This is a genomic window from Brachybacterium vulturis, from assembly GCF_043641765.1.
Classification (GTDB): Bacteria; Actinomycetota; Actinomycetes; order Actinomycetales; family Dermabacteraceae; genus Brachybacterium; species Brachybacterium vulturis_A.
This window is the reverse complement of record NZ_JBHZRO010000001.1, coordinates 260,765-286,319: the sequence shown is the minus strand read 5'-3', so window position 1 is coordinate 286,319 and position 25,555 is coordinate 260,765. Positions and strand designations below refer to the sequence as shown.

The 25,555-nt window shown below is 71.9% G+C and carries 19 protein-coding genes and 1 other RNA gene; 12 read left to right on the top strand and 8 right to left on the bottom strand.

The features are described 5' to 3' along the window. Nucleotides 1-95: 95 nt before the first annotated feature. Genes ACHUEU_RS01285 through ACHUEU_RS01275 form a run of 3 tightly spaced genes read left to right on the top strand, consistent with a single transcriptional unit; the run spans nt 96 to nt 3,468 of the window. On the top strand, nt 96-1,565 hold the full coding sequence (locus ACHUEU_RS01285; RefSeq protein WP_394214066.1) for an ABC transporter substrate-binding protein: 1,470 nt from the start codon (nt 96-98) through the stop codon (nt 1,563-1,565). A 56-nt stretch (nt 1,566-1,621) separates the two neighbouring features. Beyond that, the gene (locus tag ACHUEU_RS01280) at nt 1,622-2,596 is read left to right on the top strand and encodes a carbohydrate ABC transporter permease (RefSeq protein ID WP_394214065.1); all 975 of its coding nucleotides are present in this window, start codon (nt 1,622-1,624) and stop codon (nt 2,594-2,596) included. Next, nucleotides 2,593-3,468, top strand: coding sequence for a carbohydrate ABC transporter permease (locus ACHUEU_RS01275; protein ID WP_394214064.1), 876 nt, complete (start codon nt 2,593-2,595; stop codon nt 3,466-3,468). The genes ACHUEU_RS01280 and ACHUEU_RS01275 overlap by 4 nt, the downstream gene beginning before the upstream one ends. A 203-nt stretch (nt 3,469-3,671) precedes the next feature. On the opposite strand, the gene ACHUEU_RS01270 is transcribed toward ACHUEU_RS01275, so the two are convergent. Next, nucleotides 3,672-5,873 carry an NAD(+) synthase gene (locus ACHUEU_RS01270; RefSeq protein ID WP_394214063.1) on the bottom strand — a complete coding sequence of 734 codons (2,202 nt, stop codon included), beginning with the start codon at nt 5,871-5,873 and terminating at the stop codon, nt 3,672-3,674. Between the two features lie 121 nt (nt 5,874-5,994). On the opposite strand from ACHUEU_RS01270, the gene ACHUEU_RS01265 reads away from it, so the two are divergent. The 5 genes from ACHUEU_RS01265 (at nt 5,995) to ACHUEU_RS01245 (ending at nt 11,974) form a co-directional block, all read left to right on the top strand. Next, entirely contained in the window at nt 5,995-6,858 is an 864-nt protein-coding gene (locus tag ACHUEU_RS01265) for a carbohydrate ABC transporter permease (RefSeq protein ID WP_394214062.1), read from the top strand. Nucleotides 6,859-6,872: 14 nt separating this feature from the next. Beyond that, a complete protein-coding gene (locus ACHUEU_RS01260) occupies nt 6,873-7,826 on the top strand; it encodes a carbohydrate ABC transporter permease (protein ID WP_394214061.1) in 954 nt (317 codons plus the stop codon). Nucleotides 7,827-7,913: 87 nt separating this feature from the next. Next, on the top strand, nt 7,914-9,269 hold the full coding sequence (locus ACHUEU_RS01255) for an extracellular solute-binding protein (RefSeq protein WP_394214060.1): 1,356 nt from the start codon (nt 7,914-7,916) through the stop codon (nt 9,267-9,269). Between the two features lie 591 nt (nt 9,270-9,860). After that, nucleotides 9,861-10,754, top strand: coding sequence for an ABC transporter ATP-binding protein (locus tag ACHUEU_RS01250; protein ID WP_394214059.1), 894 nt, complete (start codon nt 9,861-9,863; stop codon nt 10,752-10,754). Continuing rightward, on the top strand, nt 10,754-11,974 hold the full coding sequence (locus tag ACHUEU_RS01245; RefSeq protein WP_394214058.1) for an ABC transporter permease: 1,221 nt from the start codon (nt 10,754-10,756) through the stop codon (nt 11,972-11,974). Before ACHUEU_RS01250 ends, ACHUEU_RS01245 begins: the two co-directional genes overlap by 1 nt. A gap of 73 nt (nt 11,975-12,047) precedes the next feature. Here the strand turns inward: ACHUEU_RS01245 and ACHUEU_RS01240 are convergent, their stop codons facing one another. Together ACHUEU_RS01240 and recR are read right to left on the bottom strand one after the other, a co-directional pair. Beyond that, on the bottom strand, nt 12,048-13,745 hold the full coding sequence (locus ACHUEU_RS01240) for a hypothetical protein (protein WP_394214057.1): 1,698 nt from the start codon (nt 13,743-13,745) through the stop codon (nt 12,048-12,050). 13 nt (nt 13,746-13,758) lie between these two features. Further along, nucleotides 13,759-14,352 (bottom strand): recombination mediator RecR, encoded by a 594-nt coding sequence (gene recR / locus ACHUEU_RS01235; protein WP_096801980.1) that lies wholly within the window; start codon nt 14,350-14,352, stop codon nt 13,759-13,761. Between the two features lie 163 nt (nt 14,353-14,515). On the opposite strand from recR, the gene ACHUEU_RS01230 reads away from it, so the two are divergent. Both ACHUEU_RS01230 and ACHUEU_RS01225 read left to right on the top strand, forming a co-directional pair. Next, nucleotides 14,516-15,883: a glycoside hydrolase family 125 protein gene (locus ACHUEU_RS01230; RefSeq protein WP_394214056.1), complete on the top strand. Its 1,368-nt coding sequence runs from the start codon at nt 14,516-14,518 to the stop codon at nt 15,881-15,883. A 93-nt stretch (nt 15,884-15,976) separates the two neighbouring features. After that, nucleotides 15,977-16,507 (top strand): GyrI-like domain-containing protein, encoded by a 531-nt coding sequence (locus ACHUEU_RS01225; protein WP_394214055.1) that lies wholly within the window; start codon nt 15,977-15,979, stop codon nt 16,505-16,507. Between the two features lie 19 nt (nt 16,508-16,526). Here the strand turns inward: ACHUEU_RS01225 and ACHUEU_RS01220 are convergent, their stop codons facing one another. Genes ACHUEU_RS01220 through ACHUEU_RS01210 form a run of 3 tightly spaced genes read right to left on the bottom strand, consistent with a single transcriptional unit; the run spans nt 16,527 to nt 20,542 of the window. Next, on the bottom strand, nt 16,527-16,841 hold the full coding sequence (locus ACHUEU_RS01220) for a hypothetical protein (RefSeq protein WP_394214054.1): 315 nt from the start codon (nt 16,839-16,841) through the stop codon (nt 16,527-16,529). A 59-nt stretch (nt 16,842-16,900) separates the two neighbouring features. Next, nucleotides 16,901-20,245: a DNA polymerase III subunit gamma and tau gene (locus ACHUEU_RS01215; RefSeq protein ID WP_394214053.1), complete on the bottom strand. Its 3,345-nt coding sequence runs from the start codon at nt 20,243-20,245 to the stop codon at nt 16,901-16,903. A 9-nt stretch (nt 20,246-20,254) separates the two neighbouring features. Continuing rightward, complete coding sequence (locus ACHUEU_RS01210) at nt 20,255-20,542, bottom strand: hypothetical protein (RefSeq protein WP_394214052.1); 288 nt, start codon at nt 20,540-20,542, stop codon at nt 20,255-20,257. 157 nt (nt 20,543-20,699) lie between these two features. Here ACHUEU_RS01210 and ACHUEU_RS01205 point away from each other — a divergent pair, with 157 nt between their 5' ends. Continuing rightward, the gene (locus ACHUEU_RS01205; RefSeq protein ID WP_394214051.1) at nt 20,700-22,199 is read left to right on the top strand and encodes a dicarboxylate/amino acid:cation symporter; all 1,500 of its coding nucleotides are present in this window, start codon (nt 20,700-20,702) and stop codon (nt 22,197-22,199) included. A 277-nt stretch (nt 22,200-22,476) separates the two neighbouring features. Next, complete coding sequence (locus ACHUEU_RS01200; protein WP_394214050.1) at nt 22,477-23,799, top strand: MFS transporter; 1,323 nt, start codon at nt 22,477-22,479, stop codon at nt 23,797-23,799. A 73-nt stretch (nt 23,800-23,872) separates the two neighbouring features. Here ACHUEU_RS01200 and ACHUEU_RS01195 read toward each other — a convergent pair whose 3' ends face one another. Continuing rightward, nucleotides 23,873-25,243, bottom strand: a complete 1,371-nt coding sequence (locus ACHUEU_RS01195) for a TIGR01777 family oxidoreductase (protein ID WP_394214049.1) — start codon at nt 25,241-25,243, stop codon at nt 23,873-23,875. Between the two features lie 102 nt (nt 25,244-25,345). Continuing rightward, nucleotides 25,346-25,442, bottom strand: an RNA gene (gene ffs, locus ACHUEU_RS01190) — signal recognition particle sRNA small type. Nucleotides 25,443-25,555: the final 113 nt, after the last annotated feature.

Sequence of the window (25,555 nt, the reverse complement as noted above, 5' to 3'; positions counted from 1 at the left end):
CTCCCCGATCAGACCCCCAGACCTCCGACCCCTCTCTGCCGCGACAGCTCAGCTACGGACCGTCCGGCCACACACCGTTCACAGGAGAACAGCCCATGGGATCGCACCGCCAGCGCCCGCCACGCACCTCCGCCTCCTCGCCCCCGCCGCCCCGCCTCACGGCAGGCACACGAGCGTCGACCGCCAGCGCCGCAGGATCGCCCCTGCAGCCGCTGAACGCCGCGCGACCGAGCCGGCGCACGGTCCTCGGAGCGGGCTTCACCGGTCTCGGTGCTGCGGGCCTCGCCGGGTGCGGCGGCTCCGGGGATCGCGAGTCGATCGTCGTCGCGATCATCTCGAACCCGCAGATGCAGGACGCGATCAGCCTCATCGACCACTTCACGCAGCAGCATCCCGATATCGACGTGCGCTTCGTGTCCCTGCCGGAGAACGAGGCACGCGCGAAGATCACCGCCTCGGTCGCCTCCGGGGGCGGCGAGTTCGACGTCGTGATGATCTCCAACTATGAGACCCCGCTGTGGGCCGCCAACGACTGGCTCACCGACCTCGAGCCGTACATCGCGAAGACCGAGGGTTACCAGCCCGATGACTTCATCCCCACCATCAAGGATGCCCTGACCGTCGACGGCTCGATGTACTCGGTGCCGTTCTACGGCGAGAGCGCGTTCCTCGTGTACCGCCAGGACCTCTTCGAACAGGCAGGACTCGAGATGCCCGAGCGCCCCAGCTGGGGCGAGCTGCGCGAGTTCGCCGAAGCCCTCCACGACCCCGACGCCGGCATGACCGGCCTCGCGCTGCGCGGGCTGGCCGGCTGGGGCGAGAACCTCGCACCGATCACCACCACCATCAACACCTTCGGCGGCCGCTGGTTCGACATGGACTGGGCCCCCTCCCTCGACTCCCCCGAGGTGCGGGAGGCGGTGAGCACCTACGTCGACACCGTGCGCTCCTTCGGTCAGCCCGGTGCCGCGACCTCCGGTTTCGGCGACTGCCTGACCCTGGTCAGCCAGGGCAACGCCGCCATGTGGTTCGACGCCACCTCGATGGTCTCCGGGATCGAGGACCCCCGGTCCTCGACCGTCGTCGGCAGGACCGGGTACGCCCTGGGGCCCACCGAGCTCACCGAGTCCACCAGCTGGCTGTACTCCTGGGCGCTGGCCATCCCGGAGACCAGCGAGAAGAAGGATGCAGCCTGGGAGTTCATCGCCTGGATGACCCACCCCGACTACTTCCAGCTGGTGGGCGGGGAGATCGGCTGGGAGGCGCTCCCGCCCGGGTCGCGGCTGTCCACCTATGAGATCCCCGAGTACGCGGAGCTCTCGAAGACCTACGCGGAGCCCACCCTGAACTCGATGGCGGCCGCCACCCAGGAGCAGTCCATGACCGAGGAGGTGCCGTACCCGGGCCTGCAGTTCGTGGGCATCCCCGAGTTCCAGGACCTCGGCACCCGCGTGGGCCAGCAGTTCTCTGCGGCGATCGCCGGGCAGAAGAGCGTCGACGAGGCGCTGGAGCAGGCGCAGGGCTTCGCCGCATCGGTCGCCCGCACCTACGGATGGGAGGACTGAGCGATGGCGCCAGCCACTCGACGAGCAGCGAGCCACCAGCCGAAGGAGACGGACCGATGAGCACAGCCACCGACACCCCCGCCGGGCCCGGAGTCGCCGCGCCGCGCTCCGCGAAGGCCGCTGCCTCGGGCGGCACGCCCGACGGCGGGCGCTCCAAGGCCGAGGCCTGGCGGCGGCGGCTGCCTCTGATGCCCGCGTTCCTCTTCGTGGTCATTTGCACCCAGATCCCGTTCCTGCTGACGATCTGGTACTCGCTGCGCTCCCGCAACCTGCTGCGCCCCGAGGGCGAGGAGTTCGTGGGCCTGCGCAACTACCTCGACATCTTCGTCGACTCCACGTTCCGCACCGCCGCGCTGAACTCCCTCCTGATCACTTTCGGCTGCGTGATGGTCTCGCTGGTGATGGGGCTCGGGCTGGCCATGCTGCTGGACCGGAAGTTCTTCGGTCGCGGCTTCATCCGCACCCTGCTGATCACGCCGTTCCTGATCATGCCGGTGGCCGGGGCGATGCTCTGGGCGATCTCGATGTTCGACCCCACCTACGGCCTGGTGAACTGGCTGATCGGCGCCGTGGGGATCTCTCCCGTGGACTGGACCAGCCAGCTGCCGATGCTCTCGATCATCATCGCGCTGGTATGGCAGTGGACCCCGTTCATGATGCTGCTGCTCCTGGCCGGTCTGCAGTCCCAGACCGGTGACGTGCTCGAGGCCGCCTCGATGGACGGCGCCGGACCGCTGCAGACCTTCGTGCACATCACCCTGCCCCACCTGCGGTTCTACCTCGAGCTGTCGGTGCTGCTGGGGGCGATCTACGTCGTGAACACCTTCGACCAGATCTACCTGATGACGGCGGGCGGGCCCGGCACGGCCAGCGCCAACCTGCCGTTCTACATCTACCAGCGTGCCTTCCTCGGCTTCGACATCGGGCAGTCCTCCGCGATGGGCGTGATCACGGTGATCGCCACGATCATCCTGGCCACGTTCGCGCTGCGCCTGATCTTCACGAGCATCAACTCCAAGGAGCAGTCATGAGCGCCCAGGTCCTCGACGTCCGTCCGGCACCGACGCCGATCCGGTCGCGACGGCCCCGCGGCAGGTCCGGCGGGATCGCCCTGACCGTGCTGGCCTGGGCCGCAGGTCTGCTCTTCTTCGCCCCTGTGGCATGGATGGTGCTGACCAGCTTCAAGCAGGAGAGCCAGGCGGCCTCGAATCCGCCGAGCTTCTTCTTCACTCCGACCCTGGACCAGTACGCCTCGATCATCAGCACCGACGGCGCGGGCAACTATCTGCTGAACTCGGTGACCGCCACCGTCTGCTCGACCCTGCTGGTGCTGGTCCTCGCAGTCCCTGCCGCCTATGCCGTGAGCATTCGGCCGGTGAAGCGGACCCAGGACTTCCTGTTCTTCTTCATCTCCACCAAGATGCTGCCGATCGTCGCGGTGATCATGCCGATCTACGTGATCGCTGGGCAGATCAGGATGCTCGACAACATCCTCACCCTCATCGTGCTGTACACGGCGATGAACCTGCCGATCGCGGTGTGGATGATGCGCTCGTTCTTCCTCGAGGTGCCCGGCGAGGTCCTCGAGGCCGCCTCGATCGACGGCGCCTCACTGGTGCGCACCATGCGCACGGTGCTGCTGCCGATGGTGGCTCCGGGCATCGCGGCGACAGCGCTGATCTGCGTGATCTTCGCGTGGAACGAGTTCTTCTTCGCCCTGAACCTCACCGCCGCGGACGCCGCGACCGTGCCGATCTTCCTGATGTCGACCATGACCTCGGAAGGGCAGTTCCTGGCCCGGCTCTCCGCCGCCTCGGTGCTGGCCTCGCTGCCGGTGGTGCTGGCCGGGTGGATCGCGCAGAAGCAGCTGGTGCGCGGACTGTCGATGGGTGCGGTGAAGTAAGCCGACGAGACGGGGCGCCCGCGGCCGCCGCCGCCGCCACCGGGAACGATTTTGCTGGCCGGAGGACCGATGTCGGGATTGGCATCGGTCCTCCGGCCAGCAGAAGTCTGCCCCGCAGGGTTCCGTCGCCGCAGGGTTCCGTCGCCGCAGGGGGTGGCGGGCGTGACCGGTGGCAGGTGGCCGGCGGGGCCCACGCCGCGGCGCTACTCCCCCGGCACCTCGCGTTCGATCTCGGCGAGCCAGGCCTTCGAGGTGACGTCCGAGGGCATCCGCCAGTCGCCGCGGGGCGAGAGCGACCCTCCGGCCAGCACCTTCGGGGCGTTGGGCATGGCGGAGCGCTTGAACTGGTTGGAGAAGAAGCGCCGGGTGAACACGGTCATCCAGTGCTTGATCTCGGCGCGGGAGTAGCCGCGCTTGTCCGCCTCGACGTATCCGGCGGGCCACTGGCCGGCGGATTCATCGCCCCAGGCCTGGTGGGCGAGGTAGGCGATCTTGGCGGGGCCGTAGCCGCGGCGCAGCTGGTGGTAGAGGGTGAAGTCGTGCAGTGCGTAGGGGCCGATCGAGTCCTCGGTGGACTGCGCCTTCTCCCCCGTCTTCGTGGGGATCAGCTCCGGGGAGATCTCGGTGTCCAGCACCGCCTGCAGCAGGTCCGCGGTCTCCCTATCGAACAGCTGCTCGGCGATCACCCAGCGGATCAGGTGCTGGATCAGGGTCTTCGGCACGCCGGCGTTGACGCCGTAGTGGGCCATCTGGTCGCCCACCCCGTAGGTGCACCAGCCCAGCGCCAGCTCGGAGAGGTCGCCGGTGCCCACCACGATCCCGCCGCGGTGGTTGGCCAGGCGGAACAGGTAGTCGTAGCGCATCCCGGCCTGGACGTTCTCGAAGGTGACGTCGTAGACCTCCTCGCCGCTGCCGGCGGGGTGGCCCAGGTCCTTCAGCATCTGGGTGGAGGCGGGGCGGATGTCGATCGTCTCGAAGCTCGCGCCGATCGCCCGTGAGAGCAGCTCGGCGTGGGAGCGGGTGTGCTCGGTGGTGGCGAAGCCCGGCATCGTGAACGCCAGGATCTCGGAACGGTCGCGGCCCAGCTGATCCATCGCCCGCGCGCAGACCAGCAGCGCATGCGTGGAATCCAGACCGCCGGAGACGCCGAGCACGGGCCGGGTCCCGCCGGGCCGGTCCCCGCCGATCGCGGAGAGCCGCCGCACCAGCCCCGCGACCTGGATGGAGAACGCCTCATAGCTGTCCTGCGCGAGGCGGGTGGGGTCATCGGGCACGAAGGGGAAGCGGTGCAGCGGTCGACGCAGCGGTCCGGTCGCGGGGCGCCTCGCCTCGGTCGGCGATGGCATCTGCTCGGCGTCGTCCTCCGCGGAGGCATCGACCACGTCGTCGTCGAGCACCAGGTAGGGCTCGGGCTCGAACAGCTGCGTGGCGGTCCACGAGCTGTACTTCTCGAGCGAGGCCGCGTGGGTGCGGCGGTTGTCGTCGGCCGTGTTCTGGCGGCGACGCTCGGCGACGATCCGGTCGAGGTCCACGTCCACGATCGTGGCGCGCGGCCCCTGCGGGAAGCGCTCGGACTCGCCCAGCAGGTCACCGCACTCGTACACGAAGGTCTGGCCGTCCCAGGCGAGATCCGTGGTGGATTCCCCCTCCCCTGCGGCGGCATAGAGGTATGCGGCCTGACAACGGGCCGAGGCGGAGCGGGCCATCAGCTTGCGATCCTCCGCGCGGCCGACGGTGATCGGCGAGCCCGAGAGGTTGGCGATAACGGTCGCGCCGGCGAGCGCGGCCTCGGCCGACGGGGGGATCGGCACCCACATGTCCTCGCAGATCTCCACGAACAGCGTCAGCCCTGGCAGGTCCGGCACCGTGATCAGGGAGTGCGGGGTCAGCACGTGCTCACCGCCGAGCACGCTGACCCCCACCCCGTCCGCGTCGTCGCCGGGGGCGTACCAGCGGCGCTCGTAGAACTCGCGGTAGGTGGCGAGGTTCTGCTTGGGGTGGATGCCGAGGATCTCGCCGCGGTGGATGGTGACCGCGCAGTTGAACACCCGGCTGCGGTCGGTGGCGCGCAGCGGGGCGCCGACCACGATCAGCGGCATCAGCTCGCGGCTGGCCGCGACCAGGCGGGCCAGCGCCTGCTCGGCCGCGTCCAGCAGCGGCTCCTGCATCACCAGGTCATCCAGCGAGTATCCGGTCAGCGACAGCTCGGGGAAGACCGCCACGCCGACCTGCTGGTCGTGGAGCTCGGTCAGCATCTCCAGGTGGCGCTCGGCGTTGGTGGCGGGATCGGCGAGCGCGACCGGCAGGGTCACCGCCGCCACGCGCACGAAGCCGTGGTCGTAGATGCTGGCGTGGGGGTCGGTGGCCGCTGCGCCACGGGCTGCGGGATCCGTCGCTGAGCTCATGGGCCGAGCGTAATCGAGCCCCCGTGTGCGAGGGGGACGCGATCCGCTCCGCCCACCGCGCCCGCCTGCTATACCGTGAGCTGGTGACTCCTCCGCCCACACCGCACCGGGACCAGGGCCGATGAACTCGCGCAGACCCCTGCTGGGCTGGCTGCTGATCACCCCCAGCCTGATCGGCGTGAGCGCCTTCCTGATCCTGCCGGTGCTGCTCGCCTTCCTGGTGTCCCTGTTCCGCTGGGACCTGCTGGGCACCCGCAGCTTCATCGGCCTGGAGAACTACCGGAGCCTCCTGACCGACGGCGCGCTGCCCAATTCGCTGCTGGTGACCGGGATCTTCACCCTGATCTCGGTGCCGGTCTCGCTGGCGCTGGGGCTGATCCTGGCCACGCAGCTGGTGCGGGCCCTGCCGGGCTCGGCCGTCGTGCGGGTGATCGTGGTGGTCCCCTGGGTGTGTGCGCCGCTCGCGCTGGGCGTGGTGTGGAAGTGGATCTTCCAGCCGTCCGTCGGCGCGCTGAACCAGATCCTCGGCGCGCGGATCGAGTGGCTCACCGATCCCGCCCTCGCGCTGCCTGCGGTGGCGTTCGTGGCGATCTGGCAGAACGTCGGCTACACCTCGCTGTTCTTCCAGGCGGGTCTGTCCCGCATCCCCGGCTCGATCTACGAGGCGGCGCGGATCGACGGCGCCGGTCCCGCCGAGCAGCTGTGGTTCATGACCGTCCCGCTGCTGCGGCCCACCACGTTCTTCCTCGCGGTCACGCAGGTGGTGGCCAGCTTCCAGGTGTTCGACATGGTCTTCGCCCTCACCGGCGGCGGGCCCCAGCACCGCACCGAGGTGATCGCCTCGCTGATCTACAACGAGGCCTTCGTCTCCAGCCGCCTGGGTCGCGCGAGCGCGGTCGCGGTGATCCTGTTCCTCCTGCTGGTGGCGATCACGGTGGCCCAGCAGCGCTGGTTCTCCCGCCGCATCACCTACGACATGAGCTGAGAGGAGGAGAGACGATGAGCACCGATCCGGCCCCCCGCACTGCCGCCTCAGCTCCGACGGCGCATCCCCCGGGATCCCCGGCCGACGGGCGCAGCCCATCCCGTCGGCCCCGGCGCCTCACCGGCTCGCTGCTGCTGCGGCGGCTGCTCGCCCACCTCGCCACCTATCTGGTGCTCGGCGCGGCCGCGGCGCTGACGCTGGGCCCCTTCCTGTTCTCCGTAATGACGGCGTTCACCTCCACGCAGCAGTTCGCGCAGCAGGGGCCGCTGGCGATCCCGGCGCCGGCGGTGCTGGAGAACTTCCTGGGGCTCTTCACGCCGTCCGCCGGCCAGGACGGCTTCGTGACCCCGGTGGTCGTCACCGTGCAGATGGTCGCGGTGATCCTGGCCGGTCAGATGGTCTTCTCGGTGCTGGCGGCCTATGCCTTCGCCCAGCTCCGCTTCCCCGGTCGTGACCTGCTGTTCTGGGTGTACGTGGCGACGCTGATGGTGCCGCAGGTGGTCGTGGTGGTGCCGCTGTACCTGATGATGAGCGAGGTGGGGCTGCGCAACACCTTCTGGGCGCTGGTGCTGCCCTTCGTGCTCGGCTCCCCCTACGCGATCTTCCTGCTGCGGGAGAACTTCCGCGGCGTGCCCAGCGAGCTGATGGACGCGATGCGGATCGACGGCGCGGGCACCCTGCGCCTGCTGTGGCACCTGGTGGTGCCGCTGAACCGGCCGATCATCGTGACGCTGGTGCTGATCACCGTGGTCACCCACTGGAACAATTTCATGTGGCCGATGGTGATCACCTCGGGCCCCGAGTGGCGGGTGATCACGGTGGCGACCTCCGCCCTGCAGTCGCAGTACAACAACAACTGGACGCTGGTGATGGCGGGGACGACGCTGGCGATGCTGCCGCTGGTGCTGCTGATGATCATGTTCCAGAAGCAGATCACCCGCTCCGTCGGCGAGACCACGCTGCGCTGACCGGTGCCCTCCGGGGCCTTCCGTTCCCCCATCGCCGGGGCCGATGGTTGATGATGGGAGCACACGTCCCCCTGGAAGGAGCACTCCATGCTCAAGCGTCGTACTCTCCTCTCGTCCTTCGCCGCCGCCGGCCTGCTCGGCACCGCCGCGGCCTGCTCCCCCTCCAGCGACGGCGGTGACGATGGTGCGGGCGGCAGCGACGCCGGCGGCTCCGGCGGGGGCAAGGGCACACTGACCTTCCGGCTCTGGGACCAGAACGCGGTGCCCGCCTACGAGGAGTCGTTCGCTGCGTTCACCGAGGCCAGCGGCTGGGACGTGAACATCGACGTGGTGCCGTGGGGTGACTACTGGACGCGGCTGCCGCTGGACGTGGCCAGCGGTGATGCGGCGGACGTGTACTGGATGAACTCCGCGAACTTCGTCCAGTACAAGGACTCCGACGCGCTGCTGGACATCAACCAGGTGATCCCCGACGGCGCCGGCCAGTGGGAGCAGTCCGTGGTGGATCTCTACACCCGCGACGGCGGCCTCTGGGGGGTCCCGCAGATCTGGGACTCCATCGCCCTGTTCTTCAACAAGGCGCTGGTCGAGGAGGCGGGCGTGGACCCCTCGGCCCTCGCCTTCGACCCCACCACGGAGACCGACTCGCTGCGCGAGGCCGGGACCGTGCTGACCGTCGACGGCGCCGGCAAGCATCCGGGCGAGGACGGCTTCGACGTCGACTCCCGCGAGCAGTTCGGTGTCAACTCGCAGGCCGACCGCCAGGCGATCATCGGCCCGCTGCTGGCCTCCAACGGCGCCCAGTGGCAGGAGGACGACGAGTACGTCTTCGCCTCCCCCGAGGGCATCGAAGCCTTCGGATACATGGCCGACCTCATCAACGTCGCGCACGTCGCCCCGAGCGCCGCCGACACCAACGAGAACGGCGACTTCACCCGCGACCTGTTCACCCAGGGCAAGCTCGGCCTGTTCCAGTCCGGCCCGTACAACCTGCTGCCGATCTCCGAGGGCGTGGCAGATTCCTTCGAGTGGGCGCTGGCGGCGCCGGTGGCCGGTCCGGCCGGAGCGAAGTCCCTGGTCCACGGCGTGGTCGCGGTGGGCAACGCGCAGGCCGACGAGACCCAACAGGCCGGCATCACCGAACTGCTGACCTGGCTGGGCTCCAAGGAGGGGCAGCTGCCCCTGGCCGAGAAGGGCGTCGCCTTCCCCGGCCACGTGGAGGCGCAGGACGCGTTCATCTCCTTCTGGGACGAGAAGGGCGTGGACGTCAGCGTGTTCGTCGAGGCCGCGAAGAACGCCGCGGAGGCCGACACCGGCGCTCGCGCGAACGCCGGCCTGATGACGGTGATGCCGATCTTCCAGGAGGTCTTCATCGGCCGGCTCACCGCCGAGGAGGGTATCCCGCAGGCGCAGGAGGAGGGCAACGCCGCCATGGCCGGGTGAGACCGGGGGCTGCACGGGCCCGGGGCCGGCAGGTGCCGGGGGCTGCACGTGACCGGGGCCGGCAGGTGCCGGGCGGCGGGCACGAGCACGGGCACCAGCGGTCGCGGGGCGGCGGGCACCGTCAGGTACTGGCGTCACAGCGACCTCTGCGGAAATATCGCCGTAGTCATCGCTGCCGCGCCAGTACGCGACCACGCACCTCCACCACTTCCCCATAGCTCGTGCACAGACCGTGCGCGCAGGTCCCTCCCGCACCCGGTGTGGGCATGTCACTCTATGCACATGACACAGCACACCTCCCCGAGCGGGGGCCCGCAGGAGGGACGAGGCCCACAGGAGAGCGGGGGCCCGCAGGAGGGAGCTGCCGGGAACGACTACGCCTACCGCGCCCCGGGGAAGGATGACCCCGCACCGCAGCTCGCTTCCCGGCCCGGCCCGTCCGGAGGGCCCGCCCCGGCCGCAGCTCCGGGGAACTCCGCTCCCCCAGGCCCAGCTCGCGCGGGTTCCGCTAACCCAGCCTCGGTCCCCGCGGGCTCCGCGCCCGGCATCGTCGCCGAGCACGTCTCGCGCGCTTTCGGCAGTGTGCAGGCGGTGCTGGACCTGAGCTTCACCGCACCGCGCGGGGCGGTGACGGCGCTGGTGGGGCCCAACGGCTGCGGCAAGTCGACGCTGATGCTGATGCTGGCCTCGCTGCTGTCCCCGGACTCGGGGCGGGTGCTGATCGGCGGGGTGGATCCGGCGGTCGACTCCCCGAGCGTGCGGGCGAGCATCGGCTGGATGCCGGACCAGTTCGGGGCCTGGGACTCGCTGCGAGTCGCCGAGGTGCTCGAGGTGGTGGCCCGCGCCTACTTCCTGCCCGGCGCACAGCGGCGCCGGCGGATCGACGAGCTGCTGCAGCTGATGGATCTGGCCTCGCTCGCCCAGCAGCCCGCGCATGTGCTCTCCCGCGGCCAGAAGCAGCGGCTGGGCCTGGCCCGCGCACTGATCCACGCCCCCTCGGTGCTGATCCTCGACGAGCCCGCCTCCGGACTCGACCCCGCCTCCAGGCGCCGCCTGCTGCAGGTGGTGCGATCGCTCGCGGCCGCCGGGACCACCGTGCTGATCTCCAGCCACATCCTCAGCGAGCTCGAGGAGATGGCCGACCACGTCGTGTTCATGGACGCCGGGCGGGTGGTGGAGGCCTCGAGCGTGCGCGAGCTGGCCGCACGCCCCCGACCCTGGCGGATCGCGTCCCTGCACCAGCAGCGGCTGGTCGAGGCGCTGAGCCGTCTCGGGGTGCGCCACGGCGAGCTGCTCGGTCCGGAGCGCACCGCCTCGGGTCACGCCGAGGTGCTCGTGCAGCTGCCCGACGAGGCGACCGCCGCCCGCCTGCTCACGGACCTCACCACCGCCGACGCGCAGGTGATCGGCTTCGGTCCGGCCAGCGGACGGCTCGAGGCCGCCTATCTCGCCTCGGACGCCGCCCACCGGGAAGGAGCAGCGTGATGAGCACGCCCACGACGCCGCCGGGCGGGCAGCCCGGGCCCGCCACCCCTGCCGGTCACCCGGGCGGGGCCGACGAGCCCGACGACCGCTCCTCCGCCGCGCCCTCCCGCGACCACCGCTCCCCCACCGGCCGCAGCCGTGCCCTGAACGGGACCCTCGCACTGCGTCCCCGCGGCCTGTGGCTGGTGACCTCGCTCGAGCTGCGCCAGCGGGTGCGGACCGCGCGCTGGTATGTGGCGCTCGCGGTCTGGACCCTGGTGATGCTGGGCATCGGGGCGCTGGGGCTGGCACCGACGCTGTACTCCGCCCAATGGGACAGCCTGCAGCCGGCGGCCGCCATGGTGTTCAGCCTGCAGATGGTCCTGGTGCTGTTCGCGATGCTGCTGGTGGTGCCGGCGCTCTCGGCCGGGTCGATCAACGGCGACCGCACTGCGGGGACGCTGGCCACGCTCCAGGCGAGCCTGCTGAGCCCGCTCGAGATCGCGCTGGGCAAGCTGCTGGCAGGGTTCCTGACCGGGCTCGCCTTCCTGGTGCTGGCGCTGCCGTCGGTGGTGCCGATAGCCCTGCTGGGGGCGGTCGGTTCGCTGTACTTCCTCCGCCTCGTGCTCGTGATCATCGTGCTCACGCTGTGCGTGACCGCGATCGGGCTGGGACTGTCCGCCCTGACCCAGCGCCAGCTCGGCTCGGTGGTGCTGGCCTATGTGATCGTGTTCGGGGTGACGGTGGTGCTGCCGGTCGCCTGGGGCAGCTCGGCGGTCTTCCTCCAGCAGGAGCGGGAGGTGACGAGCTACTACTCCTCGTACTCGGACTCGCACTCCTTGGGCGAGGGCCGGTGCGAATCAGAGACCGTGACCACCTCTGTGCCGCGGGTCGATCTCAGCCTGCCGTTGCTGTGGGGCAACCCGGTCGTGCTGCTGGCCGAGACCGCCACCCCTCTGCCCATGAACGACTGGGGCCGCGAGGAGGAGTCCCTGGACGTGCTGCGCATGCTGAAGTCGGGCGTGAACGCCGCTGCCACCGTCACCCACCCGGCCCACAGCATCTACTGCGATCCGGACGAGATCGGATATCCCCAGGGGATCGGTGAGCCGCCGAACCGGCCCGTCTGGCCGATGGGGCTGGGACTGTGGATGCTCGCCGGCGGAGCGTCCCTGGCGGTGGCGGTCCGGCAGCTCGCGGTGCCGGTCCGGCGATTGTCCAGGGGCACCCGCATCGCCTGACGCCGCGCCCGTCGGCACGCGGACGACGGCGCAGGCAGCGGACCCGGTGCCGAGTCCGGGACCGTCCCGCCTCTCAGCGGCGGCGGTCCTGCAGCCCGCCGAGCGACTCCGGGATGCCGTGCTGCGAGGCCTCGATCTCCGCGGGCGCCTGCCCGCCCCCGGTGAAGGCCGAGCCCTCGCCGCCGAAGTCGGGCAGGGCGCCACGGGCGAGATCGGCTTCGCGCACGGCGGTGTCGCTCGCTCCGGGGTCGCTGTCGTCCACCCAGAGCCGTTCGCCGGCGATGTCGAGGTCGAAGATCTCGAGCGAGTGGTCGCCTCCTCCGGCCTGCAGGCGCTTGCGCAGCGCTGCCCGCACCGCCGGGTCCTCGGCACGCTCGGCGCGGGTGCCCAGGTCGGGGGCGACCAGGGCGTACGGGCTCTCGCGCCGCATGAAATCACCGGCGGGCCCATAGAGCACGTCCCGCAGTCCCGCGCGCATCGCGGCGGCGGCGGCCAGTCCCTGCAGCGGCGCCAGCACGAGCACGATCATCACGATCCACACCCAGCTCAGGGCGGTCGCGACCTGCAGCAGCTGCAGCACCAGCGCCGCCAGGACGGCGCCCAGCAGCATCCAGCCCGCCGCGAACCAGCCGGTCAGGCCCACCACGCGGGCCTCCCAGGGATTGACCCGGGCGCGATGCGCCCACTCCTCGTAGGTGCGCTGGTCCCTGACCTGGTCACGCTGGGTCGCGGCCAGGAGGACCGAGAGCGCCGGCGACAGGGCCAGGCCCAGCAGCACCAGCCCGGTGAGCGGGGCCGCGACCGCCAGCTGCTGCCAGTGCAGCGGGGAGGTCATCTGCGTCAGATCCATGCTGGCCAGCCCGGACAGCACGGTGACCAGGTCGGTGATCCCGAAGATCAGCCAGCCGGTGCCGAGCGCGGCCGGCACCACCCAGGTCAGGCTCGAGCGCGCGATGAGCCCCAGCGCGCGCAGCGCACCGCGCGGGGTGGCGGCGCGACCCAGTGCAGGGGTCGGCGGCAGGTGGCGCCGGTCCTGCGCCCGCACCTGCGCGGCGGCCGCAGCGCGCTTGCCGAGGTCACGCTCGAGACGCGCGGTGGTGGCCAGGGCTCCTGGCTCGGCGATCCCCAGCAGCCTCGCGGCCGGGACGAGCCGGCGCACCAGCACCCAGGCGAGCTGGAGTGCGGCGAGCCCCAGGCACCAGGAGGACAGCGGACCGGCCCCCAGACCGGACCAGGGCTGTGTGAGGTCCAGCAGCACGGTGAGCGGCAGGAGCAGCACGACCAGGATCGGCGGGAGCATCAGCAGCGCCGTGACCCGAGTGGCCACCTCCCGCTGGAACCCGCGTTCGCTGAGGAAGCGCCGAGGCTGGAGACCGGCGACGAGCGAGGGGGCCAGCAGTGCCGGCAGCAGGCTCAGCAGCGTCAGCGCGGCGGGGACCAGCAGGAAGGCCGTGCCCAGACCGGCGGGGGTGAAGCCCAGGCTCACGATCGCGACGTCCAGGAAGCTCGGATCCCCGAGCACGGCCAGCAGCGAGAAGAACCAGAACGCGGGGGAGGCGCCGGCGACGTACAGCACCAGCAGCAGGTACCACAGGCCCAGCAGCACCAGGCCGGGCGCCCACAGCATCCGCAGCAGCCGCCGCCGGATCGCGGCCTTGGACTCGGCGATGATCTCACCCGGCGGCACCAGCGAGGCGGCTTCCCAGGGCAGCTGCGGCGGCGGCGGCAGCTCTCGCAGCGGCGGCAGGGGGCGGGCGGGCGGCGAGGTCATCGAGGGGTCCCGCTCAGACGGAGCGTCGGCCCAGGAACGCGCGGCCCAGGGTCATCTCATCGGCGTAGTCGAGGTCGCCGCCGACGGGCAGGCCGGAGGCGAGGCGGGTGACGGTGAGCTCGAGCGGGCCCAGCAGGCGCGAGAGGTAGGCGGAGGTGGCCTCACCCTCGATGTTCGGATCCAGCGCCAGGATCACCTCCTGGGTCTCGCCCGAGCCGAGGCGGCTCATCAGCTGGGTGATGCGCAGGTCGTTGGGGCCGACGCCGCCGATCGGGTCGATGGCGCCGCCGAGCACGTGGTAGCGGCCCTTGAACTCGCGGATCTTCTCGATCGCGACGATGTCCTTGGACTCCTCGACCACGCAGATCACCTCGTCGGTGCGACGGGGGTCGGTGCAGATGCGGCAGCGTTCGTCGGCCGAGACGTTCCCGCAGATCTCGCAGAAGCGCACCGTGTCCTTGACCTGGACGAGCACCTCCGCGAGTCGGCGCACGGCGGCGTCGTCGGCGTCCAGCAGATGGAATGCGATCCGCTGCGCCGACTTGGGGCCGATGCCCGGCAGCCTGCCGAGCTCGTCGATGAGGTCCTGAACGATGCCTTCGTACACGGCCTCAACTGTAGTTGTCCGGGCCGACCGGCGAGGTCTGCGGGCTCTCCACTGTGAGCGGATCCCGAATGGGCGGTTGCGGCCCGGACCCGGATACAGTGTGCTCCGACCACGCCGGACCCGTCCCGGGACGCCCGGCCGCCCGACCTCGCTGAGGAGAGACGTGGCCACCCTGCCCTCCCCCCTGCTCGACGCGGTCCACGACCGCATCCTGACCGGTCTCGCCGACCTCGTCGGCACCGAGCTCGACGGCACCGACCACGCCCTCGCCGACGAGATCGCCGGCCGCGTGGTCGGCTACCTGCGCAACACCGCCGAGACCACGGTGAGCGTCGAGGAAGACGGCACCACCTTCGTGATCACCGGGGACATCCCTGCCATGTGGCTGCGGGACTCGGCCGCGCAGCTCACGCCGCTGCTGCGACTGGTGGCGGGCGGGGTGGGCACCGACGAGGACCGTGCGGTGCTGGTCTCGCTGCTCAGCGGGCTGCTGCGCCGCCACTGGCAGTACCTCGAGATCGACCCCTACGCCAACGCCTTCAACCGTCTCCCCGACTCCGCGCACTGGGACCAGGACGAGACGGAGTTCGAGAACCCCTGGGCGTGGGAGCGCAAGTTCGAGCTCGACTCGCTCTCCTACGGGCCGGATCTGGCATGGCGGCTGTGGCGCGCGACCGGGGACACCTCCTGGGCGGATGAGCACTTCCTGCCCGCGGCGCGGGCGATCCTCGCCACCGTCGCCACCGAGCAGCATCACGAGGAGCGCTCGCAGTACGTCTTCCGCCGCACGGGTGTACCCTCCCAGGACACCCTCGCCCGTGAGGGTCGCGGCTCCCTGACCGCCGCGAACGGGCTGGTGTGGGCGGGTTTCCGTCCCTCGGACGACGCCTGCGAGCTGGGGTACAACATCCCCGGCAACCACTTCCTGGCCCTCGCGCTGGAGCGGCTGGCGGAGCTGCTCGAGCAGGTCGCCGCCGCTGCGGACGAGGCGGCCGAGGCGCGTCTGCGCGCCGCCGAGATCCGTGCGGCGCTGGAAGAGCATGCGCTGATCGACGGCCCCGAGGGGCAGCCGATCTGGGCGTACGAGATCGACGGCCGCGGCGAGCACCGCTTCCTGGACGACGCGAACGTGCCCAGCCTGCTGTCGCTGCCCTACCTCGGCTGCACCGACGTCGAGGACCCGGTGCAGGTCGCCACCCGCGCCGCCGTCCTGTCACGGCACAACCCGTACTACTACGCGGGCCTGTTCCTGGAGGGCGTCGGCTCCCCGCACACGCCGAAGGACCATGTCTGGCCGATCGCGAAGTCCATCGAGGGGCTCACCACCACGGACCGTGAGGAGAAGCTGCGCATCCTGCACCAGCTGATCCGCACCGACGGCGGCACCGGGATGATGCACGAGGGCGTCCACGTCGATGAGCCGACGACGTTCACCCGGGAGTGGTTCTCCTGGTCGAACTCGATGTTCTGCGAACTGGCCCTCGACCTCGCCGGCGTGGGCCGCGACCTGCACGTCCCGCCTGCGGGCTGAGGAGTGGCAGCGCCGGGGCGGGCGCGGTACCGTCAGGGCGGGTCGCTGCTGCCCGGCGCGGCCCGCTGTCGACTCTGAACAGGACGTGGACCGATGTCGTCGATGCCGCCTCCCTATGACGCCGCGGAGCCGGCCGCCGAGTGCCAGGTGGCCCAGGCGCCCGAGGTGCCCACCGCTGTCGTCGTCCAGCGGGACTTCCCGATGCACGAGCTACCGTCCCTGATGGACGGGACCTTCTCGCATCTGGCCAGGGCGCTGGAGGGGGTCGGGCTCAGCCCGATCGGCCCGGCGTTCGCGCTGCATCATCGCGCCCCGGTCTCCACCGCTGACCTGGAGGTGGGCTTCCCGATCGACGCGCCGCTGACCGAGCCCCTCACCCTGCCGAGCGGGTTCGAGGTGACGGCCTCCGTGCTGCCGGCCGGTCGGGTGGCCTGGACCTCGCACCTCGGCGGGTACGGCGGGCTCGCCGAGAAGTGGGGAGCCTTCACCGAGGACATCGGTGAGTCCGAGGAGCAGATGACCTACCCGTTCTGGGAGTTCTACGTGACCCCACCCTCGCCGGAGGTCAATCCGGCGACGCTGCGCACCGACCTGTTCAGCCTGCTCGAGCCGCGCGAGGCCTGAGCGCCGGATCCTCGGCAGGTCATGCCGGTGGGACGTCGCGATCCTCGTCGCCCCACAGCGTCACGGTCACAGTCTGCGAGGCGTCCCCCGGCGCCGCACCCCACAGGAGCAGCAGCGTGCCGTCCGGGATCTCGGCGAACACCTCCGACGGGTCCGCGCCCGCACGCTCGCGCGCCCATCCGATGACCTCCGCGACCGAGTCGGCCTCGGTCAGCCACCAGTCGGAGGTCCGCCACCGCTCGTGCGGCCGCTCCACCGGCACCCATACCCGCACCAGATATCGGGCGGGGGAACCGATGTCTCTGTACGGATCGAAACATGCAGAGACGTCCATCGTGCGCTCCTGGTCTGTCGGCCTGTCCCTGCCGTGCGGGGTATCAAGAAGCAGCCGGCCTAGTAGCTGCGGTTCTCGTCGATGATCTCGAGGACCTTGCCGCCGAGCAGCTTCTCGACGACCTCGCGGCCGTTGCGGGTGGCGACCACCGCGTCCTCGTCGTCGCGCGTCGCCCCTCCGGTGGGGTCGGGCTCCGCGGCCGGTTCCACGGGCGCTCCGCCGCGCGGCCCACCGGCGCGCTGGCCGGCATCGCGGGAGGCCTGTGCCGCCTCGCGCACCAGCGCGGCACCGCTGCGGGGGGCGGGCGGCGCCACGGTGGTCGGCGCAGCAGTCGACGGTCCAGCAGTGGACGGAGAAGCCGCTGACCATGACGCGGCCGCCACGGGAGATCCTCCTGCAGGGCTCGCGGGCGGTGACTGCGAGGCGGGGACGGTCGAGGCAGGGGCTGTGGAGGCAGGGGCTGTGGAGGCAGGGACGGTCGCGGCGGTCCCCCATGACGCGGCGGCGCGTGCGGTCGCGGAGGATCCCGCCCGGGGCATCGCCGGTGCGGCGTCCGCCGATGCCGCTCCGTCTGCGGAGCGTGGCCCCGTGGGCGTCGCGGTCTGCAGTGCCGGACGCCCGGCGTCGACCTCCTGTCCGTCATGGTCAGGGACACCTCCCGTCGGCGCACCGGGGCTCCCGGCCTCGGCGTCATCGGCGACGGATGAGTCAGCACCCGCGCCGCGGGTCGGTGCGGGCCGGGAGCGGACGACGCGGCCTTCGGCGATCGCGCGGCGCAGTGCGCTCTGTCCGTAGGTGCGGGACTCCTCGGGCGGCAGGCTGTCACGGCCCTCGTCCTCCACCTCGGCAGGCTCCCCGGGCGGGGTCCGGCCGACTGCGGCCGCCCCGGCCCCGGCCAGGGCGTCGGACCAGCGTGCACCGCTCGCCGGTGCGGCCGCTGGGCCGGATGCAGCACCGGTCGGCGGCGGGGTCCGGGGCTGATAGTCGTCCTCGGGGTCCGGCGGGAAGGGATCGTCGGGCTCCGGCGGGAAGTCCTCGATCCGCTCGGCCGAGGGACCGGGACGGCCGGTCCTGGAGGCTCGCTCCGCAGCCCGCATCGCCCGCTCGGATGCCCGCTGCCCTGCGGACTCCGCCGGAGGCTGCTCGGGACCGGTGGCGGGCGCGGGCTCGCGCGGGGTCATCGCGGGGACGGCATCGCCCCAGCGGACGGGCGCCGCCTGCTCCGGCCGGCCGGGGCCTCCCACGGACTGCGGATCCGTCGCAGGGTCCTCGGCGCCCTGTCCGCTCTGCTCCTGGCCAGGGGCAGAGGCGTCGGCCGTGCTGCTGCCGACGGGGTGACCAGCTCCGCGTGCTCCGCCGGACGGCGCCGGGCCATTGCTCGCAGGGCCGCCACCACCTGCCGTGCTGCCGGCTCCGGGCGCTGCCGGCCCCGCGGCACCGGGCCCGCCAGCGCCTCCGCCCTGGCCAGCAGCACCGGGGCCAGAGGCATTGCCGGGCCCGGGCCCGGGGGCATTGCCGGGGCCGGGCCCGGGGTCGTCCCCGACCACGGCCTCGATGGTGACCTCGAGGTGCATGATGCGACGCACCGCATCGGCCAGGTTCTGTGCGGCGGTGCCGCGGTGGAAGGCCCCCACCAGGCCCTCGGTGCGGAATCCGATCACCAGCGTGTTGTTGTGCGCGCCGTGGACGTGGCCGTTCTGGGAGATCAGCGCCCAGCTGGGCCGCCGGATCTGCTGCAGCTCGTCGAGGATCGCGGACCAGTGGCCCCGCACCTGATCCGCATCGATCCCTCCGCTCGACGCGGGTTGCGCCGAAGCCGGGGGCTGTGACGCTGCGGCGTTCTGCGTCGGGGCCTGCTGCGCTGGTGCTTGCTGCGATGGGGCCGGTGCGGCCGAGCCCTGGGCGGCAGCTGCCGATGCGGCCTGTCGCTGCGGAGCTGCCTGCTGTGCGGCGTCTCCCCACGGCGCCTGCTCCGGCGGGGCCGCGGCGGGCTCCGCCGGTGCCGCCGGGTCGCTCGACGCCGGCGCAGTCTCCTGCGCTGCGGGCGCTGCGCTCTGCTGCTCGGGCGCAGGAGGCTGGGCGGCGGCGGGAGCGGGCGCCTCCGCGCCACCGCGGCCGCCGCGGGCCTGCCGCGCGGCCTCGACCTTCTCCTGCGCGATGCGTCGCGCCTGCTCACGGGCCTCCGACGCCCCGGAGGGAACACCCTGGGGCGGCGCCGCACCGGGCTGACCACCGCCGGTGGGGGCACCGCCCCGGTGGTCGACGGCCGGCGCGGGGGCACCGGCCGCGGCCAGCGCGGCCCGCTCATCGCGCAGCACCAGGCGCGCCGCGAGCAGCTCGAGATGCAGCCGGGGCGAGGTGGCGCCGCTCATCGTCGACAGGGTCTCGTGGACCAGGTCACCGCACTGGGAGAGATCCGCCGGGGCGAACAGCGCCGCCTGGCCGCGCATGCTCTCGAGCTCGTCGGCCGGGACCTGCGGCAGCAGGTCGGCGCCACGGTCCGGCACTGCGGCGAGCACGATCAGATCACGCATCCGCTCGAGCAGGTCCTCGACGAAGCGCCGCGGCTCGTGACCGGTGGCCAGCACGTGCTCGACCGACCCGTACAGCGCGGCCGCATCTCGCTCGGCGACCGCAGTGATCGCGGTGTCCAGCAGGGCGGTGTCGGTGAAGCCCAGCAGGGCGATCGCGGTCGGGAAGTCCAGGCCCTCGTCCCCGGCGCCGGCCATCAGCTGGTCCAGCACGGACATCGAGTCCCGGGCGGAGCCGCCGCCGGCGCGCACCACCAGCGGCATCACGCCCTCACCGACCTGCACGCCCTCGGCCGCGCAGACCTCCTCGAGGTAGGGACCCAGCACCTGCGGCGGGATCAGCCGAAAAGGGTAGTGGTGGGTGCGCGAGCGGATGGTGCCGATGACCTTGTCCGGCTCGGTGGTCGCGAAGACGAACTTCACGTGCTCGGGCGGCTCCTCGACCAGCTTCAGCAGGGCGTTGAACCCGGCGGAGGTGACCATATGGGCCTCGTCGATGATGAACACCTTGAAGCGGTCGCGCACCGGCGCGAAGGACGCCCGCTCCCGCAGCTCGCGGGCATCGTCCACACCGCCGTGGCTGGCGGCATCGATCTCCACCACGTCGAGACTGCCCGCGCCGCCGGTGGCGAGGTCACGGCAGGAGTCGCACTCGCCGCAGGGGACGTCCGTCGGCCCCTGGGCGCAGTTCAGACAGCGCGCGAGGATGCGCGCCGAGGTCGTCTTGCCGCAGCCGCGCGGGCCGGAGAACAGGTAGGCATGACCGATCCGTCCCGCGCGCAGCGCCCGCCGCAGGGGCGTGGTGACGTGGTCCTGGCCGATCACTTCGGCGAAGGACTCCGGGCGGTAACGACGGTACAGAGCAGTGGCCACCCCGACAGGCTAGTCGAGGGCGCCGACCCTCCCCACCGCTGTGGAGGCATCGACCCTGTGGAGGATCCTTCGCGAGCGCGGAGCGCCGGTCGTCACCCGCCCGCCGCGCCCCGCGGCACAGCGGGTGATCACCTCGGAGTTCCCGTGGTCCCCGTCCTCGCGGGGGCGACGCACGGTGCAGCGCAGAGTCCTGACGCCGCCCTGGAGCGTGAACCGCAGGTCGTCGGCGTCGGCCTGGGAGCTGCCAGCACCCCGGGGGTCCGCCTCCGAGCCCTGTTCGGTGCCCTCCTGAGCCACCCGTGCCGCCTCCTCGGCCGTCGGGTCGTGCTCGACCCCGTCGATCGTCGGACCCCAAGCCCGTCGATGAACACTCGACGAACCCCCAAGGCAAATTAATGTGACCCCTAAGCTCTGATGTTGAAAGAGGGCGTCCAGCGGCGTAGCGTCCTCTCCCGTGAGCATCTCCACCCCCTCCCCCACGGCCACCCCGGCCCGGCGCCACCCGCTGCGCGCCATCGTCGGCATCCCCTTCGGCTGGCAGGTCCTGATCGGCCTGATCCTCGGCGTGATCCTCGGCCTCGTCGCCGCCCAGATGGGTCCGGTCCCGGGCGCCGGCGAGGACGGCGGTGACGGCGCGAACTGGCTGACCACCACCTTGCAGACCATCGGCTCGATCTTCGTGACGCTGCTGAAGGCACTGGTCCCGCCGCTGATCTTCCTCGCGATCGTCACCTCGATCGCCAATCTCCGCAACGTCACCAATGCTGCGCGCCTGGCCGGGAAGACCCTGCTCTGGTTCGCGATCACCGCCCTGATCGCCGTCTCGATCGGCATCGCCCTCGGCGCCCTGACCTCTCCGGGGGCACGCTCCGGGGTCACGGCCGACGCCGCGCAGGCCTCGGACACCCAGGGTGGCTGGCTGGACTTCCTGAACGGCCTGGTGCCCTCGAACTTCCTGGGCATCAGCGGCTCCGCAGGCGATGACGGCTCCGTCTCCCTCGGCTTCAACGCCCTGCAGATCCTCGTCATCTCGATCGCCGTGGGCATCGCGGTGCTCTCCGTGGGCGAGAAGGCCGAGCCGTTCCTGAGGTTCACCGGCTCCGCTCTGGAGATCGTGCAGAAGCTGCTGTGGTGGGTCATCCGGCTCGCCCCGATCGGCACCGTCGGTCTGCTCGGCAACGCCGTGGCCAGCTACGGCTGGGACGCGATCGGCTCGCTCGGCGTGTTCGTGGCCGACGTCTACATCGGCATGGCGATCGTGCTGCTGGTGGTCTACCCGGTGCTGCTGAAGCTCAACGGCCTCTCCATCGGCTCCTTCTTCCGCGGCGTGTGGCCCGCGACCTCGCTCGGCTTCGTCTCCCGCTCCTCGCTGGGCACGATGCCGATGACCAAGTCCGTCACCGAGCGCATGGGGGTGCCCAGCCACTACGCCTCCTTCGCGGTCCCGCTGGGCGCGACCACCAAGATGGACGGCTGCGCCTCGATCTATCCGGCTCTGGCCGCGATCTTCGTGGCGAACTTCTACGGGGTGCCGCTGGGCATCACCGACTACCTGCTGATCGTGCTGGTCTCGGTGCTGGGCTCCGCCGCGACCGCCGGCATGACCGGCGCGACCGTGATGCTCACCCTGACGCTGTCCACGCTGGGTCTGCCCCTGGAGGGCGTCGGCCTGCTGCTGGCCGTCGACCCGATCCTGGACATGGGCCGCACCGCCCTGAACGTCACCGGCCAGGCGCTGGTGCCCGTGATCGTCGCCAAGCGCGAGCAGATCCTGGACCGATCCGCGTACGAGGCGGCCCGGCGGACCTCCTTCCAGGCGATCCAGGTCGAGGAAGCCCGGGCGGCCGACGGCCAGGACGTGGCCACCACGGAGGCTGCGGATCCCGCGAACGCCGCTCAGGATGAATCCGACCCCGCCGACGGCGAGCGCGACAGGCAGCCCGCCACCGCCTGACCCGCGCGCACCGGAGGCTGAAATGTCCCGGCACGACCCATCCGCCCGTCGGGATGGGTCGTGCCGGGACATTTCTCCATCGGCGGATGGTCGGCGAGGGCGAGGCGGCGGAGTGGTGAATCCGCGCACCACCGGGCCCCCGGCCCTGGCCGCCCGAGACGGCACCTCGTACAGTGGGAGCGTCAGACCGGCCCGGCTCCACGGGCCACCCGCAGTGCATCTACCTCGGGTCCACAGTGTGGATCGTCCAAGGCGGCACCCACCGTCCGGAGCAACGATGACCACTTCGCAGACACCCCCCGCACCGCAGCAGGGCAGCACCCTGTTCCGCGCCGCCGGCCCTGCCTACTTCCCCATCGCCTTCATCGCCCGCTTCCCCTTCGCGATGATGGTGGTCGGCACCCTCACCCTGGTCGTCTCGGCCCGGGAGTCGATCGCGCTGGGCGGGCTGAACGCGGCGGTCGTCGGCCTCGGCTCCGCCCTCATCGGCCCCCTGCTCGGCGCCGCCGCCGACCGGATCGGCCAGCGCCGGGTCATCCTCGTCGCCGGGATCGTGCACTCCCTGGCGCTGCTGGCACTGGCGGCGGTCGCCTTCAGCGCGCTGCCCGATCTCGCGGTGCTCGCCGTCGGCTTCCTGATCGGCGCCTCCTCCCCGCAGATCGGTCCGTTCTCCCGCAGCCGCCTGGTGCAGCTGATCCTCACGAAGCTGCCTCCTGCCCGCCGCGCGCACAGCCTCAACGGCACCATGGGCTACGAATCCGCGGCCGACGAGACCGCCTTCGTGTTCGGGCCCCTGGTGGTGGGCCTACTGGCGACCACGCTGAACCCGGCCGCCCCCATGATCGGCGCCGCGGTGCTGACGCTGGTGTTCGTCACCGCCTTCGCCCTGCACCCCACCGCGCAGTCCGCCGCCCCGACCACCGAGGAGCCCGCCATCCAGGCCCCGGCACGGGAGCTGCTCACCCTCCGAGTGCTGGTGGTCGTCGCGGGCGCGCTCGGCGTCGGCCTCTTCTTCGGCACCGTGCTGACCTCGCTGACGGCCTTCCTCGCCGACTCCGGTCGCGGGGACTCCGCCGGGCTGGTCTACGGCGTGATGGGCATCGGCTCCACGATCCTGGCCCTGAGCATCACCCTGTTCCCGGCGCGGTTCCGGCTGTTCGCGCGCTGGCTGGTGTTCTCCTCCCTGATGCTCGCGGCCATGATCGGCTTCGGGCTGGCCGGCGGGCTCGCCGGACTGATCTGGGCGATGGCGATCGCCGGCATCGGCATCGGGCCGACGATCGTGACCCTGTTCAGCCTGGCCGCGGAGCGCTCCCCGCAGGGTCGCTCGGCGACCGTGATGACGATGCTGGGCTCGGCCACGATCGTCGGCCAGTCCGCCGCCTCGGCCCTGACCGGCGCGGTCGCCGAGAACGCCGGTTCCCAGGTCGCGATGTGGCTGCCGGTCGGCGCGGCCACGCTCGTGATGCTGGCCGCCGTGGTGAACGCGCTCGCCTGCCGGGAGTCGGCCACCGCCGCTCCGCACGCGCACGGGCTCAGCGACGAGGAGGCCCGGGCGGAGGCGCGGACGCTCACCGAGCTGCCCACCGAGCACCTCTGAGACGGACGCCCCACCGCGGACGGCTCCGCGTCGCACGGCACCGCTCTGGAGGCCTCAGGGACGCGGCCCCGACCTACCGTCGCAGCACGTGGCGCAGTGCGTCCTCGAGGGTGCGGTGGGCCGGTGCGAAGCCGCTGGCCCGCAGCCGTGCATCGGAGACGTCCTGATCGGTGCGGATCAGCTCGTCCGCAGCGGCGCCTCCCAGCACCATCCGTGGGCCGAGCGGCGGCACCGGCAGCAGGGAGGGCCGACGCAGCACCTTCCCGAGGGTGCGGGCGAACTCGCGGGCGCTGACCGGCTGCGGGCCGACCCCGTTGATCGGCCCGTGCAGCTCGGCGGCGAGGGCGGCATGGGCGAAGCTGCGCACGATGTCGTCGAGCGAGATCCATGAGGTCATGGCCTCGGCATCGGTGAGCCGGCCACCCACCCCGGCCAGGAACAGCGGCAGCTGCGGCAGCAGCGGCCCGCCGCCGTCCGTCAGCGCCATCCCGGTGCGCACCTGGGCGACCCGCACCCCGGCCTCGGCGGCGGCGCGGGTCGAGCCCTCCCAGTCACGGACCAGGTCGGCGAGGAAGCCCTTCCCGCCGCCGTCCGCCTCGGTGAGCAGCTCACCCGGGCGGCGCGGGCCGTAGACGCCGATGGCGGAGGCCTGGACGAGAGCCGAGGGGCCGTCGTGCATGCCGGCGAGGGTGCGGGAGATCAACGCGGTGCCGTTGACCCGCGAGTCGCGGATCTCCCGACGGGTCGTGGGGCTCCAGCGGGTCGCGATCGAGCGACCGGCCAGGTTCACGACGACGTCCACGCCCTCGAGGTCCGCAGGATCCAGCTGACCGGCCTTCGGGTCCCAGGAGATCTCACCCGCACCCACCTGGTCCTCACGGACCATCCGCCGCACCGTGTGCCCGCCGGTCTCCAGCAGCGCCGCGAGCTGGGTGCCGATCAGGCCTGAGGAGCCCGTGATGGCGATGGTGCGGCGCGGAAGGTGCACCCAGCGGGCATGGAAGGCGAGGTCGTCCCGCAGCTGCCGCTCCCGGAAACCGAGCAGGCGGCGCACCTGCGACTCGACCAGCGGCGACAGTCGCTCCAGTCCGCGCGGCAGCTCCAGCTCGATGCTGTCGTGGATCGCGGTGCCCGGGCCGTCGGCCTCGATGCTGTGCTCGTGGCGCCAGGTGCGGAAGGGGCCCCGGACCTGCTGGTCCACGAAACGGCCCTGCGGGTCGTGCTCGAGATGGCGCAGGGTCCACTGCGGCCGCAGGGCGGTGGGCAGCATCGGTGGTCCGAGATGCGCGGTGACCAGGCGACCGGCCTGCATGCCGCCTTCGGCGGGGGCATCCGCGGAGGCGAGGCCCGGCGGGGTGAGACGCACCAGGGCGCCGGGCCGGTCGTGCCAGCCCAGGACCGTCGCCGGCGCATGGGGGAGACGGGTCGTCGAGCGGATCCTCATGGGTCCCCCTGGGGCCGGAGCTGCGTGGTCTCCCCACATTACGCATCCGACGCGTCGCTGACCAGGGGCCGCACGCGCCGCAGTCCAGCCCCGGATCGGGCATGGAGCGACCCCTCGTGCACCTGCCAGAGCTCACCTGCCCTTGCTGCCGTCAGGCCCTGGGGGAGTTCAGCAAGATGACACCGCACGAGGGGTCGCGAACGAGTGTACCGGCTCCTCCGCCCTGTCCTCGAACTCGCGGACGCGACACTGCTCACGACACACCAGCACCCACCGCGTACGCTCCGGCCCTACCGGCCTGAACTGGGGCGA

Excerpts from the sequence above, each read along its gene's own strand:
- ACHUEU_RS01195 (WP_394214049.1), bottom strand. The coding sequence starts at position 25,243 with ATGAGGATCCGCTCGACGACCCGTCTCCCCCATGCGCCGGCGACGGTC.
- ACHUEU_RS01245 (WP_394214058.1), top strand. The coding sequence starts at position 10,754 with ATGAGCACGCCCACGACGCCGCCGGGCGGGCAGCCCGGGCCCGCCACC.
- ACHUEU_RS01285 (WP_394214066.1), top strand. The coding sequence starts at position 96 with ATGGGATCGCACCGCCAGCGCCCGCCACGCACCTCCGCCTCCTCGCCC.
- ACHUEU_RS01220 (WP_394214054.1), bottom strand. The coding sequence starts at position 16,841 with ATGGACGTCTCTGCATGTTTCGATCCGTACAGAGACATCGGTTCCCCC.
- ACHUEU_RS01275 (WP_394214064.1), top strand. The coding sequence starts at position 2,593 with ATGAGCGCCCAGGTCCTCGACGTCCGTCCGGCACCGACGCCGATCCGG.
- ACHUEU_RS01280 (WP_394214065.1), top strand. The coding sequence starts at position 1,622 with ATGAGCACAGCCACCGACACCCCCGCCGGGCCCGGAGTCGCCGCGCCG.
- ACHUEU_RS01260 (WP_394214061.1), top strand. The coding sequence starts at position 6,873 with ATGAGCACCGATCCGGCCCCCCGCACTGCCGCCTCAGCTCCGACGGCG.
- ACHUEU_RS01255 (WP_394214060.1), top strand. The coding sequence starts at position 7,914 with ATGCTCAAGCGTCGTACTCTCCTCTCGTCCTTCGCCGCCGCCGGCCTG.
- ACHUEU_RS01225 (WP_394214055.1), top strand. The coding sequence starts at position 15,977 with ATGTCGTCGATGCCGCCTCCCTATGACGCCGCGGAGCCGGCCGCCGAG.
- ACHUEU_RS01200 (WP_394214050.1), top strand. The coding sequence starts at position 22,477 with ATGACCACTTCGCAGACACCCCCCGCACCGCAGCAGGGCAGCACCCTG.
- ACHUEU_RS01270 (WP_394214063.1), bottom strand. The coding sequence starts at position 5,873 with ATGAGCTCAGCGACGGATCCCGCAGCCCGTGGCGCAGCGGCCACCGAC.
- ACHUEU_RS01240 (WP_394214057.1), bottom strand. The coding sequence starts at position 13,745 with ATGACCTCGCCGCCCGCCCGCCCCCTGCCGCCGCTGCGAGAGCTGCCG.
- ACHUEU_RS01265 (WP_394214062.1), top strand. The coding sequence starts at position 5,995 with ATGAACTCGCGCAGACCCCTGCTGGGCTGGCTGCTGATCACCCCCAGC.